We start from the raw sequence: 19,806 nt of genomic DNA on the forward strand, positions 1-19,806 counted from the left end.
GAAATATGCATCAAGAGAACAATGAGCAAGAATATTTCACCACACTGAAGGAGCGCGCGGCGCAACTGGATGGACAACAACAGGAGTTGGCTCAGTATATTGTGGAACTGGGTAAGCTTCATTACATACAGGAGGACGAGGAGCCATTTAACGAATGTCAGCGAATATTAAAAGAACGGGCGACGGAAAGCGGAGAACCGCTGTTTAAGCCACTGACAGAGGTATTACGTGCTCTAATTGGACAAACAGCGGGCGATGTATTCGCACATCTAACAGAGCATGTGACTGAATATCCATACAGCACAGGGTATGCGCGAAAACCGTTTCGCACTTCGGATATTACGGCCCATGCTTCCCGGATTTATAAAAGAATGGTGCAGTTGATTCGAATGGACTGTATCGGGTTCTCCGTAATGGATTATTTAACAAAAAAGGATTATGAACCAGGCAGGGATTACCGGATTCAGGAAACGATTGGTGACTGGATTGCTTATGAGCTGGATAACGGTAATTCGCAGGTGCTTGAGGCGTTAAAAGCTATTATTTATGGGGATAATCAGGCGGCGTTACTTACGCGCAATATGATTAAAGGCATGCTCCTGAGTCATCAGGAGGAGAATTATCGCATGATCGGCGAGCTCTTGGCAGCCGCCAAGCTCCAGGAGGGATTGCGCCAAAGTATCGTGGAACAAATGGATGAAGGAACCCCGGAGGCTCTAATATATCTGTTAAAGGTGATTATCGACCAAGGCTTCATTCGTTACAGCTCGGTAGTGCGGGCGCTTGCAGTATGGACGGGAATGGGCTTGGAATCCGCCAATCAGCGGGTCGTTCGCCAACTGATCGAGCAGGCATATGAAGCATTGACTCGAAGTGAACTGCGCCAGGAATGGCTGACCAGCTCAAATGCTAATGAAGTATATATGAGTCTGTGGGCTACCGCAGTACATGAGGAACGTGATCTGTATGGACAGGTTCGGAAACTCATGAAGCAGGGAGCACCTTACCAGAAGATTGTAGCACTGTATGTACTGTCTAACAGTGACAACAAGGATGTGCGCCTCGGAATTGCGAGAGAATATCTGGATGAAACGGACCCGGAGCTTCAATATTGGATACTAACGAACTATACAAGCAATTATTTTTATGAATGGATAGAAAGCGGGACGGTCGCGGATCGGATCGTTAAAGTGGTGCGCACTCCTTTGCTGGAGAGCAAAGAGGAGCGGCGTAAGGATTTTGAACGACTTCATAACCTGTTTGTACATATGAAAAAGGGTGAGTCCACTGAGCCTTCCAAGGTGCTGGATTTTGTAAATCTGTATCACCGCTCAGATGCACCTATTCAAAAAATGCTGTATCTCGCTGGTTATGATATGGACGCTTCCTGGATTGGGGAAATCATAGCCTTAAAGGAACAGATTAGCCCTAATCTTCGTGGCGAACTGTTGAACCATTTTGTGCAAAACCCTGAGGATACGGTACAACGTGATTTTATTTTTTCCAGTTTGTCTGACAAAAGTATGAGTATCCGTGAGTTCGCTGTGGCCAAGGCGCGTAAGCTGACGCTGTCGGAACCAGAAATGCAACAAATGGAAGCCTTATTAAAGCTCAAGACGGGATCATTGCGACAAAGTGTCATTGGTGTGTTGCTCTCACAATCGGAAGGGCCGCTGGCTGGCTCATTGGAACGCTTGCTGCGTGCTAAGGCGGAGCTGCAACGATTGGGTGGACTGGAAGTATTGACGAAGATATATGCAGACCCGGATCGTGCCGAACAGTATGAAAGCCTGCGGGCTTTGGCGGATATCATTCAGCAACCTACAGCCAAAGAGGAGCAACTGCTGTCCAAGCTGGGACAGGAGGATGCTCATACAGGGGCTAACGGTTTTGGCCTGTACGATCCGAATGTCAAGGAAGCTTGGTTGGAAGAGAAAGTTGATCTGGGTGATTTTCGATTGGCCGATGTTTTTGTTAGTCCATTGGAGAAGCTCAAGCAGTTTCTGAGTGGACTGGATGAGCTTGTTCATCATCATCGTGATGTGGAATATACTGCGGAGTATTATTCGGGCTACAAAGATACATTGCTTATTGGGACGAACCTTCGTCCTCTACGGCTGGTTCAGGTCGATGAAGAAGTAGATTCCAGACTGTCTTTATATCCTCTATATGAGGAGTGGGACCGTTATTTGCAGGAAAGCGGCATGGAAGCGCGTGAACTGCTGGAGCTTGTTTTTTATGACCGATTGGAGCCTATGGACCGAACGCTGGATCGCTACTATCGATACTTTTCTTTTAACATGAACTATTCAGAACAAAGCAAGCACAAGCTGCTGGAAGGATGGCGTAAAGACTTCGCTGAGCAAATGTATCCTTTGGATCGGATTAACGAGGTTCAGAAATGGATGGCAGAGCTGACCTATTCCGATCAGGTAAGCACATTAGTTAATGCTTATTTTATGGACACATCCGGTGACCAAACATTTGACGTAATTGACCTTGCTTTAAATTCACTAATGCAGGGCGTGCCTAAGGACAGACCTGTAGAGGATATGGGAATGCTCCATCTATTGTCCAGCCCGTGGGTGGCACTGGAGAAGGGGCAGGTTCATGATGGTGAGTCCTTTAAGCGCTTTTTCCATACCTTTGTGAACTACGCAGAACTGCCAGGAGCGGAAAATCGTTTTTATTCCCCGCTGGATCTAGAGGATTATTTCAAAGCATATGAAAAAGGGTTGATCGGTGTAGGGGAAGTGTATCGGGAACTGCTGGCCGGTAGGGAAAGCAGAAGACATATGAGTTCATTAACCAATGCCCGCAATACATGGATTTCTAGCAAACATGAATTTTTGGAAATACGTCGTACGGTTATTGATCGACTGTTAGAGGTTGAATTGGTTCGAGGCGATTTGCCTACCGAGGCTACGCCAAAGGTTATGGGATTGAGCCAATTTGAAGGTATGGATTATTTCATCCGTATTCTGGAGGCTCTCGACAAGGAAACGTTTGTGCGTGGTTATGTGTACGGCTACGGTGATCGTATTACCAAAAAAGAATCGTTCAGCCACTTGCTCAAAGCATGTTATCCGAGTGATGGCGAGAATGCCACGTTGCTCAAGGAAAAGCTGAAAAACACTAAAATTACGGATAAACGTCTGCTGGAGGCTGCTATGTATGCTCCGCAGTGGATTGAGATTGTAGCAGACTATCTCGGTTGGGAAGGGCTTCGCAGTGCGGCATGGTATTTCCATGCACATATCAATGAAGGTTTTTCGGCCGAGAAGGAAACGATTGTAGCTCATTACTCGCCGATTGCTCCGCAAGATTTTAATGATGGTGCCTTCGATATTCACTGGTTTCATGAGGCCTATGAGACGTTGGGCGAGGAACGATTTGATCTGCTGTACGATTGTGCCAAGTATATTTCGGCTGGAGCCAATCATCGTCGATCCCAGTTGTTTGCGGATGCGACGCTGGGTAAGCTCAAACGGAGTGAAATGGAAAGATCAGTGGAGGACAAGCGAAACAAAGACCATTTGCTGACCTACAGTCTGATTCCACTTGCTCAGCCGCCTGAACCAGATGTACGCGAACGTTATGACTTTATCCAGAGGTTTCTGGAACAAAGCAAAAAATTCGGGGCACAGCGTAAGGCCAGTGAGGCACTCGTTTCACGGATTGCACTCGGGAATTTGGCACGTAACGCAGGTTATGATGACGTAACCCGTCTCGTATGGGACATGGAAGCTCGTAAGCTGGATGATCTCCGGTCTTATTTTGAGCCACATGCTTTGGACGAGGCAACAACGGTACAGCTCGTCATTGATGATGAAGGAGCGGCAGATATTGAAATTGTCAGCAAAGGCAAGACGCTGAAATCCATTCCGGCTCGTTTCAAGAAGGATGAGTATGTTACGTCGCTGAAGGAGCTTAAAGGAGATCTAGTGGATCAGTACCGCAGAGCTCGCAAAGAATTGGAACGCTCTATGGAGTCTGGTACGACCTTTATGGTGAAGGAATTGAGAGGACTGCTGGGTAATCCTGTGCTTGCTCCGTTGGTGCGGACACTGGTTTTCAAGGCTGATGATCACCTTGGATATTTTAATGAGGAAACGTTGGTATTGACTGCTCCTTTTGCTGAACAGCATACTATAGGAGAAGAGGACAAGCTGATTATCGCTCACCCCCTTCATTTGTTCGAAAGTGGTCGTTGGAGCGACTTCCAGAAGGACTTATTCGACCGCCAGATACGCCAGCCATTTAAGCAGGTGTTCCGTGAGCTATATCTGCTGAATGCTGATGAACGTGCAAACGCGACAGTTTCCCGTCGATATGCGGGACACCAGGTACAGCCGAATAAAACGGTATCCCTATTGAAAGGTCGCCAATGGACAGTCAGCTATGAGGACGGACTCCAGAAGGTGTACTATGCCGAGAATCTGATTGCGAACCTGTATGCCATGGCAGACTGGTTCTCACCAGCGGATACCGAGGCTCCTACGCTGGAGACAGTGCAGTTCTTTGATCGGACAACGTATAAGAGCGTACCGTTGGACGAAGTTCCTCCTGTTCTGTTCTCCGAAGTTATGCGGGACGTGGATCTGGTCGTCAGTGTTGCCCATGTAGGCGGCGTTGATCCAGAGGCCAGTCTGACGACCATTGAAATGCGTAGGGTGATTGTGCAGGAATCACTTCGCTTGCTGAAAATTAGCAATGTACGCTTGGATGGGAATTATGCACGTGTAGATGGGACTCTTGGCGAATATGCTGTGCATCTGGGAAGCGGGGGTGTCTATAAGCAAGCGAAGGGAGCACTGCATATTATTCCGGTGCATTCGCAGCATCGTGGACGTATCTTCCTGCCGTTTCTGGACGAAGACCCCAGAACAGCGGAGATTCTATCCAAAATTGTGTTGTTGGCTGAGGATCAGAAGATCAAGGACCCGCAAATTCTTACACAGCTTCAAGCGTAGAATAGAATTCTGATATATTGAGATTCATAATTAACTCAACGTTCGCACCTGGACAATGGTTTCAAATCCTCTACTGTGTAGGTGGAAACTTAGTTTAGTTGCGGAGGTTGAGTTATTTAATATTGAGCGTCTATCAAGCGCCAATAAGGAGATATGGGTAATATTTTAGGTTCTGTGGTTTGATGAGAATCTAACAGTATAACAATTGACGATAATAGGAGAACACAACGATGTTTAAAAGTATCTTTCTAAAAGAGTACTCAACCGAGTATCAATCACAAGTTGTCGATTTAATTTTACATATTCAAAAAGATGAATATAATATCGCCATAACCAAAGAAGATCAGCCAGATCTGCTTGATATTGAAAACTTTTATCAGCGTGGTAACGGCAACTTCTGGGTAGCTCTTAGTGAAGGAACCGTAGTAGGGACTATAGCTTTATTAGATATTGGAAACCGTAAGACAGCACTCAGAAAGATGTTTGTAAAACAAAACTATAGAGGTAAAACATTCAATGTTTCGAATCAATTATTGCATCATGCCATAGGATGGGCCAGGGAAAGGTCTATTGAAGAAATCTATCTTGGAACAACACCACAATTCGTAGCAGCTCATCGTTTCTATGAGAAGAACGGCTTTGTTAGTATAGCTCCAGGAGAATTGCCGATTGGTTTTCCAGTCATGAAAGTGGATAAAAAGTTTTACAGATACGTCATTCAATAATGGGTATAAATGAAGATGCTGCTGGGTCACAAAAGAAACTGTCGTCTAGCAATTGTTTCTTTTGTTTAGGACAGGCGTTTGCTAGAATAAAAGAGTATGTTGTAAGTCAACGTTAACCAAATTGCTGGGAGGGACACAAGTATGAGCAAAAAGATTAAATGGGGAATTGTCGGCACAGGCTGGATCTCAGATCAATTTGTTGCGGATTTGGCGCATGTTACGAATGGAGAAGGGTATGCTGTTGGATCACGCACTATTGAAAGCGCTACCGAATTTGCAGCTAAGCATCAAATATCACGGGCTTACGGGAGCTATGAGGAATTAGCACAAGATCCTGAGGTAGATGCTATTTACGTAGGGACTCCTCATCCTTTTCATAAAGAAAATGTTCTGACGGCTCTTCGGGCGGGCAAAGCAGTCTTGTGTGAGAAACCCTTCACCGTCAATAGCAAAGAATTGGAGGAAATGATCGGCTTTGCACGTGAGCGTAAGCTATTCCTGATGGAAGCAATGTGGACACGTTTTTTGCCTCCGATTCGCCAAGTGCGGGAGTGGATACATGCGGGACACATTGGCGAGGTAAAGCTGGTTAAGGCGGAATTTGGTTTTCGAATAGATTGGAACCCGGAGGGGCGGCTTTTGAACCCTGAGCTGGGCGGAGGTGCTCTATTAGATGCAGGAATTTATCCGGTTTCTTTTGCTTCAATGGTTTTCGGTCCTGAACCTGAGCATGTATGGAGCACTGCTCATATCGGGGAGACAGGCGTTGACGAGACATTTTCGATCTTGCTGGATTATGGAAAAGGACGCACGGCTATGCTTAACGGGGCAGTCCGTCTCGGATTGACGAATGAGGCATACATCCATGGAACAAAGGGCTATATCCACATTCCGTCATTCCTGAACAGCACATCGGCTACTTTAGTTGTGGACGGTGAAGAGGCACAAAACTTTCAGGATGACCGATCCTCTACAGGCTATGCCTTTGAAGCAGAAGAAGTCGGGCGTTGCTTGAACGAAGGTTTGCTCGAAAGTTCTACTATTTCTTTGGATGAATCATTAGGAATTATGAAACTGATGGATCAGATTCGTTCACAGTGGGGGCTTCGATATCCGTTTGAATAATCACATTAATTCCAGGTACCTTTCAGGTTCTCTGGAATTTTTTTGTTTATGAGCGTTAATTCTTTATACTAGGATTTTTGAAAAATCCTCATACATAAATATTTCCAATTCCCAAATAGCGACTTTGGTCGCACGCTAGGTAACGCCATATGAGTAAGTCAAGAGTGGGACATATGAATCATTTTTTGTGTTTAAAATTAGTTAAAAAACTGTCATTAAAAAGTTACAAAAGTGTAATTTTATTATCAGTTAACTGAATTGTGAGCGCTCTCTTTTCATGGAAAAGAATGAAGGTCCTAGTGCTGTACTTCCAAAAACTTTCAATGAAATTTTCGAAAATGTACGGTAGGGTGGTAAACGTGTCACTTGAGCCATTGCGGCTTTTGCTGACTTGCTTGCTTATCCCGTGGCTCTGGATTCTTGTCGGAGCTCGCAGGATCGAGAGCCTTTGCAAGCCTGTGAGAGTTGAATAGGCATTCACCTTATGACCTAACATCAAGGAGGAATTACAAACGTGAAAGTGAAATCAACATGGTTGTTCCGTATGGTGATGATGACAGTTATCGCGGCTGTTGTGATCGGACCTATGAATATTGCAGGAGCGGCAGGAAGCCAGACAGATCGGCCTTGGATGAACACGGCCCTGTCGGCTGAGAAACGGACAGCGTTGCTGATACAGGAAATGACGCTGGAAGAAAAAATAGATTTGGTGACTGGCAAGGTCAACAATTACTATGGATTCTATAATAATTCGATGGAGCGGTTGGGCATTCCGGCGCTGACGATGGCAGATGGACCTGCGGGTGTGCGCATCGCTAATCCAGATGTGCAGGACAAGCAATCTACTGCGTTGCCTGCTCCAATTGCGTTGGCTGCAACGTGGATACCCAAGCTGCCAAACAGTATGGTGATTTGATCGGAGACGAGGCTTTTAATACAACTCATAATGTTGCGCTTGGACCGGGAATGGATATTGCCCGTATTCCATGGGGATCGCGAAACTTTGAATCTATGGGTGAGGACCCGCTACTGCAATCGCAAATGGCGACCGCTTATGTCAAAGGTATACAAAGCCACCCTGTTTTGGCGACTGCGAAACATTACCTTATGAATAATCAGGAAACAGAGCGCTTCACGACGAATGTCAAAGTCAGTGACCGTGCGTTGCATGAGATTTACATACGCCCGTTCCAAGAAGTCATCGCCAAAGCAGATTTGGGAGGGGCAATGTGCTCCTTTAACAAGGTCAACGGCGAGTCTGCTTGTGAGAATAAAACTCTTTTGACCGACCTCTTGAAGAAGGAACTGCAATTCAAGGGCTTCGTGATGAGTGATTACGGTGCGAACCTGAGTACAGTCGAATCGGCAAATAGCGGATTGGACCTGGAAACACCGGGGACCCCTTATGGTAAATGGGGAGATCAGCTGCTGGCGGCTGTTAAGAATGGCAAGGTAAGTGAAAAAACGATTGATGATAAGGCTGGGCGCATTCTGGTGCAAATGTTCAGCAAAGGTTTATTTGACCACCCGGCTCAAAATAATCAAATTGATGCCCGTGACCATGGCAAGACAGCCCGTCAATTGGCTGAGGAAAGTATGGTACTGCTTCAAAATAAAAACAATGCATTACCGTTGTCTAAAGATAAACTCAAGTCCATTGCTGTGATTGGCCCCGATGCAGATAACGGCACTGTGGCAGGCGGAGGCAGTTCGTTGGTGAACCCGACGTATACCGTGAGTCCGTTAGAGGGCATCCGCAATCGTGTCGGCAAAGGAGTTACCGTCCAATATGCACCGGGTACAGACCCGATCTCTGCTGGAGATATTATGCCTGGCCCATCGGCTGTTCCGTCTTCACTGTTGACTACATCTGATCAGAAAGAGGATATCAGTGTTGGATATGCGACTTATGGAGATGGCGAACAGGGGCTTCGAGGCGAATACTGGAAGAATAACAAGATGGAAGGCAATCCGATTCTTGTACGCAATGATGACCAAGTCAATATGAACCTTGGATTTTATAATTATCAGGGCTTCAATGCGAAGTCCCCTAAAGTTCCAAATACACCAACGACACTGAACGGCTTGATATCTGCACGCTGGACAGGGGCAATTGCAGCTCCCAAGGATGGTGACTATGCATTGTCATTAACCAGTTTGGGATCAAGCAAGCTGTATCTCGACGATAAGCTTTTCGTGGACAATCAAGGTGAAAAGCTGGGCACTACGAAGAAGAACATCTCCCTTAAAGCGGGTGAAAAGCACAAGATACGTATTGAATACCGCGCTGATTATCCGACAAATGGTCGTGATTCTGGTGGTATGGTTCGTCTGGGCTGGGAACCTCCGGCAGATACGTCAGATAAGTTGATTGACAACGCTGTGAAATTGGCGGAAAAATCGGATGTTGCGATTGTTGTTACGCGTACGTATGAGAGCGAAGGATATGTTGAGCGTTCCGATATGGAACTGCCGAACAATCAGGATCGGCTGATCCGTGCGGTTGCGGCAGCAAATCCGAAAACCATTGTCGTACAAATGAGCGGCAGAGCCGTGCAAATGGATACCTGGCAGGACAAAGTCCCTTCCATCGTACAAGCATGGTTTGCTGGACAAGAGCAAGGGAATGCTATAGCGCGCGTCTTATTTGGGGATGTGAATCCTTCGGGTAAGTTGCCGGTAACCTTCCCGGTTAACGAGCAGTCTACACCCGTGTCCTCACCAGAGAAGTTTCCGGGTGTGAACGGTATAGGTGACTATTCAGATGGTATTTTTGTAGGCTATCGTGGGTATGAGAAATCGGGTATTCAACCGGCGTTCTCCTTTGGACACGGTTTATCCTATACGACATTCGGATATAGCGATCTGAAAACAAAACAGCATGCGAGTGGAAAAAAATCCGATCGTACGAGTTCCGTCGAAGTTTCGCTAAAATTGAAGAACACGGGCAAAACAGCCGGAGCTGAGGTTGTACAGGTGTACAGCGGTAAGCTTCCGACAAACGTAGAGACTCCATCCCGTCAACTGGCAGGCTGGTCCAAGGTAGAGTTAAAGCCTGGTCAAGAGAAGAAGGTTCGCATTGAACTCGACCCGAAAGCTTTCTCATATTGGGATGAAAAGTCCAAAGCATGGGTTATGCCGGCGGGTGAAGTGCCCATTTATGTGGGCAGTTCCTCTCAGGATTTACGACTGACAGGAAGTGTTACGATTCCGGCAATTTCTACAGAAAAGGCAAAAAAGTAATCCCGTTATATTCCTTTTAAAATGGTTATATTCAAGAGAGCACGGGCACAAGCACCGGCTCTCTTTTTGCTATCGGTATGTAAACGTCCAACAGGTATGCAAAGGGAAACCCAAGTGAAAGCTGAAATAGTAGGGAGAATGGGGATAGGCTAATGATAGAGAGAGGAGGATATTAGATGAAGAAACTCCAAAAGCAACGACGTACTGACATCTGGCTACTTATAGCTGCAGTAGCCATTTTGATCTGTGCGGTCCTGGCCAGTATGGCTATACGGAATGTTCCGGGGCCGAAAGCAGAAAATAACGTCAACATGTGGCTAACAACACCCGATCCGGCGAATCGCCTAACCCAACAAGCCCCGATCCGTTGGGATAAGGATAACAGTAAAGAAAATGTTGCGAATGCGGATACACTGACGATTGAGATTAAGCCAGATATTCGTTACCAGACGATGGAGGGATTTGGCGCAGCGGTGTCCGGTTCGTCCGCATACCTGATGAATTATGGCATGTCTGCCAATCAGCGTGATCAGCTGCTAAATGATTTGTTTACAGCCAGCGGCATTCAACTGAGTTATATTCGCCATACCATTGGAGCCTCAGATTATTCCGTAGATGAACAGGGACAGCCTGGCAGCTATACCTATGACGATGTGGCAACAGGCAAGGACTATGAGCTGAATCATTTCTCCATCGCCAAGGATCGGGATGTGATCGATGTGCTGAAGCAAATCCTGAGAAGAAACCAGGATTTAAAGATTATGGGAACCCCATGGACAGCTCCGCCCTGGATGAAATATGGGGAGCAGATTTATAATGGGTGGTATTTGGACTATACCGATCCGCGTGTCTACCAGGCGTATGCTGACTATTTTGTTCGTTATCTACAGGCTTATGCGAACGAGGGAATTCCGATTCAGGCGATTTCCATTCAAAATGAGCCAGAATTCACGACGTCCAAGTATCCCAGCATGAGCATGGGAGCAGCAGAACAGGCGAATTTTATTAAACAATACCTGGGCCCGACCCTAAATCGAAACCATTTATCTACTCACATTATTGCCTTTGACCATAACTGGGATACAGGGAGCGAATATGCCAAGACCGTGTTAGGAGATGAACAGGTTCGAAGCTATACGCACGGAACGGCCTTTCATTGCTACAAAGGAGAGCCCACAGCGATGACAGATGTGCATAATGCTTTCCCTGATAAGCCTGTATATATGACAGAATGTAGTGGGGGAGCGTGGAGTCCGGGCTTTGGAGATGATTTGAGTTGGGACATGTCCAAACTGATCATTGGTGCACCCCGAAACTGGTCGCAAAATGTCCTCTTTTGGAATATCGCACTTGACCCGTCCGGGGGTCCGACCAATGGGGGTTGCGCCAACTGTAGAGGTGTAGTGACCATCGACCCGTTAAGCGGTGCAGTTACGAAAAATGTGGAGTACTATGCGATTGGGCACGCCAGCAAATTTGTCCGTCCAGGTGCGGTACGTATTGATTCTACACATTATAGTGGAAGTATCGAAACGGTCGCTTATCGCAACCCCGACGGTACGCTTGTCCTGATTGCCGCCAATACGGGAGAGAACACAAAGACATTTAAGGTTCGGCAGGGAAATAAGGTTTTCAAATCTACCCTTCCATCCAAGTCCGCAGCTACCTTTCAATGGAATCCTACGGTTTCCTGACAAGGCATGTACATCAACGTTGTATAGAAGTTTTAGAGCGCTTAGCCCATCTGGCTGAGCGCTTTTTTTTCATTTGCTACAAAGTCCAGACTGTGAAAAAGATAAAATTTTAATATTGTTCAGAATTGGTTCAGAGGCGGATGATAAGATCTTTTCACTAATAACAAGAATGAACCGTTCACGGGGGAGAGTCTGATGAATCAAGAAACGAATAAAGAATGGCAAAAAGTGCTGATGGTGACGTTGCTGGCAGGTATGGCATGGGGGCCCCAGCTTGTTCATGCGGAAACGAAAGGGGAGACGTCAGCGATTGTGACTAAAGCCAGTACAGTATCTTTTACAGATCAGTCCACTATATCATCCCAGGCATTACAGGCGGTACAGGAGGCTGTGAAGCAAGGACTGATCACGGGTTATCCAGATGGTTCTTTCCGTCCAGATCAACCGTTAACGCGCAAGGAAATGGCGGCTTTGCTGGCAAATGCACTTAAGCTTGACGCAACGGAGAAAGCAGTAACTTTTAAGGATACGCAGGGGAGTTGGGCAGCTTCTTATATAGAAGCTGTACGTGCGGCAGGTCTAATGACCGGAGATGAATCAGGTGCTTTCCGCCCGGATGCTGCAGTGAGTCGTGAGGAATTGGCAGCAATTCTGGTGAGAGCGATTGGAGGAACCCATGTTCAAGGCGGAGATGTTCAGGACATTTCTGATGGGGATCAGGTGAGCGCATGGGCCAAAAGCAACGTAGAGGCAGCTCTCAAACTGGGATTAATGGATACGCCGGATAATCGGTTTGACTCTAAAGTACAGGTAAAACGTCAGGATATCGCAGCCTTTTTGGTGAATGTATTCCAATCGGGTGAACGGACGGGAATCCTTTCTCGTATCGACGGGGATATCGCCTATATGGATGGAAAGCCCTATTTGATCGGCCAGCAATTGAAGCAACTGTTCGGAGCAGACAATGTGCCGGCGCTTCAAGGGGCTACCCTGACCTATCAGGCATCGAACCGAAACGTGGCTGATCTGTCGGCGCTTCAAATTGTACAAAGTGGTACAGCCCAACATCCGGTGACTTTGTATAGCAAAGGGACAGAATTTAAAGGCAAGTTAGCTATTGCAGCGGATTATGTGCGTATTCAAGGTGATACGTTACCTCAGGTAACCCTGATGCAGGGTGCCAAAAATGTAGAGATTCATGCAGACGTAAACGAAATGATCGTGGATACGCATGAGCCTATTCAGATTCAAGGAAGTGGTGTATGGCAGCAGCTTAAACTGAATTTTGCCGATACACAGGTACGTCTCGCCAATGGGATACAGACTGTGCAGACCCGTCTTGCGGAGCGGGGAACAGAGACTCAAATTATACGTGATACCACGTTGGGTGCATCTTCGGATACATCCTCAACAAGCACTAAAAAAAGTTCATCCGGTGGCGGCGGTGGCAGTTCTACAACGAATCCAACGCCAACACCTAATCATGTACCTGTCTCAGCTATAGTTCCTGCCGATCAATATGCCATTTTGGGTTCTGGAGATACCCTAGTGGATTTGAAAAATGTGTTTTACGATGCCGATCAGGATGAGCTATCGTATCATGCGGTCACTTCGGATGTATATGTAGCAGAAGCAGAAGTGGCAAATCAACAGCTTACACTAAAACCTAAATCAGTAGGAAGCACACAGGTATTTGTTACGGCAGAGGATGGAAAAGGCGGTAAAGCGAGCGTGTTTTTCAGCTATACAGTGACCAGCTCTACTTATGAGGAGGACATTAATCACAGTCCTGTCGCGAGCAACAGCCTAAATGACATTCCTTTGCTCTTAAATGAAGGTGGCAAGCAGATCAGCCTGTCTGACTTGTTTAACGATGAAGATGGCGATGCACTGACCTACACGGTGGAATCGGCTTCGCCAGAAGTGGCCACAGGAGAAGTTACAGGCGATCAGCTTATGCTTACGCCGCTTCAAGCCGGCATTAGTCTAATGACAATAACAGCCCATGACGGCAAGGGAGGCACAGCCTCGCTTCAGTTTGCTGCTATGGTGAATGCGCCTTTGCCTGATCCGCAGCCTGAGAATCACATACCTGTGGCTTTGCCTCATTTACCTATCGTAGTTGCTAATGTGTTGCAGGACAAGCTGATGCTGTATCCGGGTTCGTTATTTATGGATCAGGATGGCGACACCTTGACGTATACCATCACTTCTTCCAATCCCCAAGTAGGCAGTGTGGTGGAGAATGGAGAAGATTCATTTGTAACACTGCATAATGCCGGTATTACGATGATTGGAATTACGGCGAATGATGGCCGTGGGGGCGTTTCTTTCACTTCATTTATGCTGCAAGTTGATGCTCCTCAACCCGTAAATCACCGTCCGGTAGTGACCCGTGTGCCTGAACCTCAATATTTGGACCCGGGAGATGGTCAGCAAACATTGCAGCTGAATGATATGTTCTCTGATGAGGACGGAGACACGCTGACCTATACTGTGGTGTCTTCTGATCCATTGGTGGCAGGGGGGCAGGTAGAAGGGAATGCACTTTTCATACAACCTTTGCGTAATGGTCTGACGTTCCTTACGATTACAGCAAATGATAATCGGGGTGAAACGACATCTTTTACGATTCCAGTGATTGTTGAGAAAAGAGACTTGTTCATTTCCGAAGTCGTGTGGCAAGGCGAACCAGATTATCTGGACCAGGCGATTGAATTGTATAACCCTACCAACAGACCGTTGGAGAAAAATAGAATATGGATTGAGCGATCCGACCAACCAGACCCGATTATTATAAATGCCAATGACGGGGATGTGATTATGCCTGGCCAAACATTTGTTATTGCGAATGATTTGAGTTCGTTCGTATCGGAGGATTGGTATTATACCTTCCTGCAGTTACAAAGTAACAATTCCGAACCTGTAACGCTTAAGCTGTACTACAACAACACGCTTATAGATATCGCAGTTATTGGTCAAGGGCAGGCTTTGGGACGGAATAGCGGTACGGTCATTGGTAATCCAAACCATTATCAATCTGGTGAATGGAATGTTGAGGGGACGAACTACCCTGTTAATTTAGGAGTCTTTATCGGTCGTCCTCGGCCGTAAAACATACGTATCCTAAGATTTTGAATACATGATTACATTTATCGGTGGGGAGAGAATTGCACCATGAAAAATAAGAAGTTAACCGCTCAGCTGGCAGCTGCTTTGCTGCTGCTGACCCCCTCGTTTCCTGCCGGAGCAGAGCAAGCTACCGTGATAGATACGGCTTCCGTATCCAAGGGGTCCACAGGGAACAATACTGCCGCCTGGACGGATGTACAGAAGCTTACAGCACAGCAATTGGAACAACTACAAAAAGCCCGTGAACTCGGGATTATCCAAGGCGATCCCGCCGGAACGCTCAGACCTGAGCAGAAGCTCACACGTCAGGAGCTAGCCGTGCTGCTGGTCAAAGCGTTGCAGCTTCCGACGGGCAACTTGGACGGCGCTGCCTCCTTCACGGACGTGCCCGCTGATAGTTGGGGGCGCCCGGCTATAGAGGCGGCCCGTAAGGCCGGGCTGATGCAGGGCGATGCCAACGGACACTTCCGTCCGAATGACCTGATCAGCGCCCAAGAACTGGTCGCGCTGTTGGTCAGGTCCGCTGGGACGGGTACGTCTGCGGGCACGCCCGCCAGCACAACCGACTCGCCGTCGGCGCAGACGCTGCCGACGGCGTGGAAGGACGCCAGCCCGTGGGCGACTCCGATGATTCGGGCGGCGCTGAATGACGGGCTGATGAGTGAATTTGGCGGAAATCTACACGCCAAAGACTCGGTAAGCCGCGTAGATGCGGCCAGCCTGCTCGTATCTGCCTTGTTTCCACAGGAGCGTACTTCGCAGCTCCAGGAAATGGACGGCAAGCAGATACGGATCAATGGCATCGCTTATGACGTGGCAGAGCCGCTGCGCGGCATTTTTCACGCGGATAATCAGACCGTGCTGCGCAACGCAGGCATTCGTTTCCATGCCACAGGCCGGACGGTGGACAAGGTCACTTGGCTGGAGCTTCGCAGCAGCGGGACTTCGGCTCGTGACGGCGAAGCGGAGTTCAGCGGCAACGTTGTGCTGAACGGACACGGCTCCACGTTGAACGGAGATTTGGTGATCGCTGGTGATTTTACATCCATACTGCATTTGAAAGTGGAACAGCAGTTAACGGTGGATGCCCGAGTACAGCAGGATTTTTATGCACAGGATGTGCAGGTGCAGGGACAGACCCACATTAACGGCGGAGATAACAATACAGTTGTATTTGATAGCTCAACGTTGACACAAATGGATGTCACAAAGCCGGAAGTTCACGTTGTATTCAGTGGTACCGCAAGCGCGACAGTCATGAACGTGCAATCCAGCGCAAGCATTGAGGTTAGCGCGGATGCTTCCTTGCCGCAGCTGAATGTTAATGAAGGGGCGGACAAAGTCAATCTTCAGGGAACGGTTCAGACCGTTCAGGTAACTGGCAGCCAATCCGTCGAGATGACAGGTAATAGCACGATCCAGCAGCTGACCGTCACAGGGACGGGTGCCTTGGAATTGAAAAATACAGGTAGTATTGAAAATATTCAAGTCAGCAACCCGGCAGCAAGGGTAAATGTGAGTGGAAATGTACAGGTATCTGCGGTCACACTGGGTACCGGAGTAGCTTCCAACGCTGTTACGGGTCTAGCTGTGGCAAGTGTAACAGGTACGTCCTCATCTTCTGGAAGCTCATCCGGTTCATCTAGCAGCGCTAACCGTTCACCTGAAGTCGTAAATGCTTCTGTAGAGCGTGTAATTACAGAAGGCGCTGGTGAACAATTGTATGATTTGCGCCAATTCTTTACCGATCCTGATGGGGATACCTTGACCTTCTCGGCAGCTTCTCTTCAATCCGGCATCGTACGGGCGTCTGTATCTGGCAATACATTAAAGCTTACGCCAGTCAGTGTCGGAAAAGCATCCATCAGTGTATCGGCTAATGATGGACGGGGAAAAAGGGTGTCGTCGACCTTCAAAATTATCGTGAACGGCCAGCCAGTATCTGCAGGTATACCAGATCAGGCGCTTACTGTGGGACAGTCCGACTTGGTACTGCATTTGAACGACTATGTTCAAGACCCGGAAAATGCTAGCTTAACGTATCAGGTTACTGTTGATAATCCTGCTGTAGCGTCGGTGGTGCTTACAGGAGATGAATTGCGTTTGAGTCCGCTTCGCGCGGGCAGTACGATCGTTCATGTCACTGCCAATGACGGACAGCAGGGAGAAGATGGCAGCACAGGACAAAAGCAGATTGAATTCAAGCTAACGGTTCAGGGCGCTCCTAACCATGCTCCGCATGGACAAGCTCCTCAGCCATTAACCGTCACTTTGGGCCAGCCTAATACAACGCTGGATCTTTCAACGATATTTACGGATGTAGATGGTGACCCGCTGGTGTTCACAGCGACCAGTTCGGATGCTTCTATCGTGCAGACTGCCATAACGAGAGATCAGCTATCTTTCCAGTCGCTGCAAGCGGGGAGCGCAAGTATTACCCTGACGGCAGACGATAGCAAGGGTGGAACAGATACAGTTACCTTTATTGTAACGGTTTTGCCTATACCGAACAGTAGCCCGGTGGTAACCCGTGTACCAGACGCGGTACATCTGATTTTAGGCAAGGCTGACGGAACCGTGGATCTGTCCACTATCTTTGCCGACCCGGATCATGATCCGATTCGTTATGAAATCAGTTCGTCTGATCCAGCCGTCGCAGATGCTGCACTTCAAAATGATCAGCTTGTCATTCATGGGCTGACTAGCGGCAATACCGTGATTACCATCACGGCTAAAGACGATAGAGGCGGAGAGATTAGCACAGACCTACAGGTTCATCTATTGGAGAATGCAGTTATTACAGCGATCCCTGAGCAGTTGCTTCAATTGGGAGATGCCGCCTCAGAACTGGATCTCTCACCGTTCCTATTGAACTGGGATCTAGCATCCCTGTCAGTGACAGCAGACACGTATGATACAGGAATTGCTACGGCCCATATGAATGGTCAGAAACTACAGTTAAACCCAATGAGTGTAGGAACCACAAGTGTAACACTCAGTGTGTATGATCAGTACGGACGTGCAGAGGGAGCGACGTTCCCGGTTACCGTCAGCATGCCTCAGCTCAATCATGCTCCTCAAGTCATTTCGGCTATAAACGAGCAGGTATTGACCCCCGGAGTTACACAGCAAAGGGATTATGATCTGCAACAACTGTTCAACGACGAGGATGGGGATGAGCTTCGGTTTACAGTCAGCTCCAGTGATCCGACGTTGGTGAGTGCATCGCTTAATGGCAGTATTTTAACACTGGCTTCGGGTACAGGCAGCGGCCTTGCTGAAATTACTATAACGGCTGCGGATGATCGGGGTGGCTCAGTTCAATACACGTTGAATACACGCAACGCGGAGCTGGTTTCCGGCGGTATCACTCCGATTGGGGTTAAATATGGCTTGCCGCACAGAACCGTGGATCTGTCCAGTTATTTCCCAGGACAATCAAAATTCCTGGTATATAGAGGAACGCCATCATCGACATTCCTCGGTCCTGTAGAACTCATGGGCACCTCTATCCCCCTTTCCCCCGAACCTTTACTGGTATGGGTAGTAGGAGCAGATGGAAGGGCTGCTGTGTTTCAGGTCCAACAGGAACCACAGCAAGCGCCTGCTGTATATTTCTCGCAATATGTGGATGGCGGGGATGGAAGAATTGTTTTGCAATTGCATTATAACGGGAATGGAGACCCTTCCCATAGGGCAGACGGTTATTCACTTGAGTTTCATCAATGGATGAAGAAAACAAACCAAATGAAAGTTACCACTTTACCGATTAATCCGCTTTATCCTGCCATGCCATATATAATCATCGACAGTATCTTTTATGATTTCATGGATATTACGAATGCTTGGTATTTCAATGATGAGGGCGATTTCTACAACCCGAGCGAATTTAATACCGTTGCATATGTTTTAAAATACCAAGGACAAGTGGTAGATGTATTAGGAAATCCAAATTCGCATGAGCAGTTTGCACCGCAAGGAGGAACGTTCGTCCGCAAGCCAGGAATATCCTACGGATCGTCTGCCTATAATCAGCCAGATGAGTGGAATGCGTTTCCGAAAGGGACCTATCAATATGTCGGCACTCATACACCATAAACGGTATGCTTTGCAGCACCAAGGAGACTCCTGTCCCCTCGAAAATGATTATTTGACTTTTTTAAGAGTCCAGCTTAAGTAGGTCGTAGGAGTTGCTGGCAGAGCGATTATATTTCAGGTTCATCAGGAACCACAGGAGGCATTTCTTTTGTTTTTTTCACAATATGTCGATGGTGGAGACGGTCGCATCGTGCTGCAATTGTTTTACAACCGAGAATATGACTTCTCTCATAAAATAGAAGGATATGAGCTGGAGGTTCACCAATTCATGAAAAACACGAACCGCATGAACGTATCCAGCATAGCGCTATATCCGGTTAATCCAGTAATTCCGTATCTGATCATAAACAGTATCTTTTACGATTTCATGGATGTCACGAATGTTGCCTATTTTAATCAAGAGGGTCATTTCTATAACCCAAGTGAATTTAATACGGTCGCTTATGTACTGAAATATCATGAAACTGTGGTAGATGTAATTGGAGAGCCTCATTCGCAGAATCAATTGTTTCCTCAAGGTGGGACATTTGTTCGTAGACAAGGTATATCATGTGGCTCGCCCGTTTTTAATCAGCAGGATGAGTGGATTGCATACCCGAAAGGTACTTATCAATATGTAGGCAGACATACACCTTAATCGGTATGTTTGTCTGAGACCGCTGTCTGTTGAAGACAGGTCATGAATTACTTATAAAGGTGTAACCCAACAACTATGGAGGGTTACACCTTTTTGTATACTGAGCATTTTGTATTCATCCAAGCCTTTGCTGTACAAGGAGATTTTCAACATGAAACTAGAGGCATGGGGAGTTCTTC

General features: G+C 47.3%; 7 protein-coding genes and 1 pseudogene. All 8 read left to right on the forward strand.

The window, feature by feature from the left end; translation table 11 throughout:
- Positions 1-5 precede the first annotated feature (5 nt).
- Entirely contained in the window at positions 6-4,973 is a 4,968-nt protein-coding gene (locus KAI36_RS04700; RefSeq protein WP_220027093.1) for a DUF4132 domain-containing protein, read from the forward strand.
- 230 nt (positions 4,974-5,203) lie between these two features.
- Positions 5,204-5,698 (forward strand): GNAT family N-acetyltransferase, encoded by a 495-nt coding sequence (locus KAI36_RS04705; RefSeq protein ID WP_220027094.1) that lies wholly within the window; start codon positions 5,204-5,206, stop codon positions 5,696-5,698.
- Positions 5,699-5,839: 141 nt separating this feature from the next.
- Positions 5,840-6,823 carry a Gfo/Idh/MocA family protein gene (locus KAI36_RS04710; RefSeq protein ID WP_023987166.1) on the forward strand — a complete coding sequence of 328 codons (984 nt, stop codon included), beginning with the start codon at positions 5,840-5,842 and terminating at the stop codon, positions 6,821-6,823.
- Positions 6,824-7,337: 514 nt separating this feature from the next.
- Positions 7,338-10,066 (forward strand): annotated as a pseudogene (locus KAI36_RS04715) (glycoside hydrolase family 3 C-terminal domain-containing protein).
- A gap of 176 nt (positions 10,067-10,242) precedes the next feature.
- Positions 10,243-11,760, forward strand: a complete 1,518-nt coding sequence (locus KAI36_RS04720; RefSeq protein ID WP_220027095.1) for a glycoside hydrolase family 30 protein — start codon at positions 10,243-10,245, stop codon at positions 11,758-11,760.
- A 195-nt stretch (positions 11,761-11,955) separates the two neighbouring features.
- The gene (locus KAI36_RS04725) at positions 11,956-14,874 is read left to right on the forward strand and encodes an S-layer homology domain-containing protein (RefSeq protein WP_220027096.1); all 2,919 of its coding nucleotides are present in this window, start codon (positions 11,956-11,958) and stop codon (positions 14,872-14,874) included.
- Positions 14,875-14,937: 63 nt separating this feature from the next.
- Positions 14,938-18,990 carry an S-layer homology domain-containing protein gene (locus KAI36_RS04730; RefSeq protein WP_220027097.1) on the forward strand — a complete coding sequence of 1,351 codons (4,053 nt, stop codon included), beginning with the start codon at positions 14,938-14,940 and terminating at the stop codon, positions 18,988-18,990.
- 148 nt (positions 18,991-19,138) lie between these two features.
- The gene (locus KAI36_RS04735) at positions 19,139-19,627 is read left to right on the forward strand and encodes an RTX toxin (RefSeq protein WP_220027098.1); all 489 of its coding nucleotides are present in this window, start codon (positions 19,139-19,141) and stop codon (positions 19,625-19,627) included.
- Positions 19,628-19,806 lie beyond the last annotated feature (179 nt).

This window comes from Paenibacillus sp. S02 (assembly GCF_019454065.1).
GTDB classification, from domain to species: Bacteria; Bacillota; Bacilli; order Paenibacillales; family Paenibacillaceae; genus Paenibacillus; species Paenibacillus polymyxa_B.

Bases quoted from the DNA above. Each gene is read 5' to 3' on its own strand.
- KAI36_RS04700 (WP_220027093.1), top strand. From the start codon at position 6: ATGCATCAAGAGAACAATGAGCAAGAATATTTCACCACACTGAAGGAG.
- KAI36_RS04705 (WP_220027094.1), top strand. From the start codon at position 5,204: ATGTTTAAAAGTATCTTTCTAAAAGAGTACTCAACCGAGTATCAATCA.
- KAI36_RS04710 (WP_023987166.1), top strand. From the start codon at position 5,840: ATGAGCAAAAAGATTAAATGGGGAATTGTCGGCACAGGCTGGATCTCA.
- KAI36_RS04720 (WP_220027095.1), top strand. From the start codon at position 10,243: ATGAAGAAACTCCAAAAGCAACGACGTACTGACATCTGGCTACTTATA.
- KAI36_RS04725 (WP_220027096.1), top strand. From the start codon at position 11,956: ATGAATCAAGAAACGAATAAAGAATGGCAAAAAGTGCTGATGGTGACG.
- KAI36_RS04730 (WP_220027097.1), top strand. From the start codon at position 14,938: ATGAAAAATAAGAAGTTAACCGCTCAGCTGGCAGCTGCTTTGCTGCTG.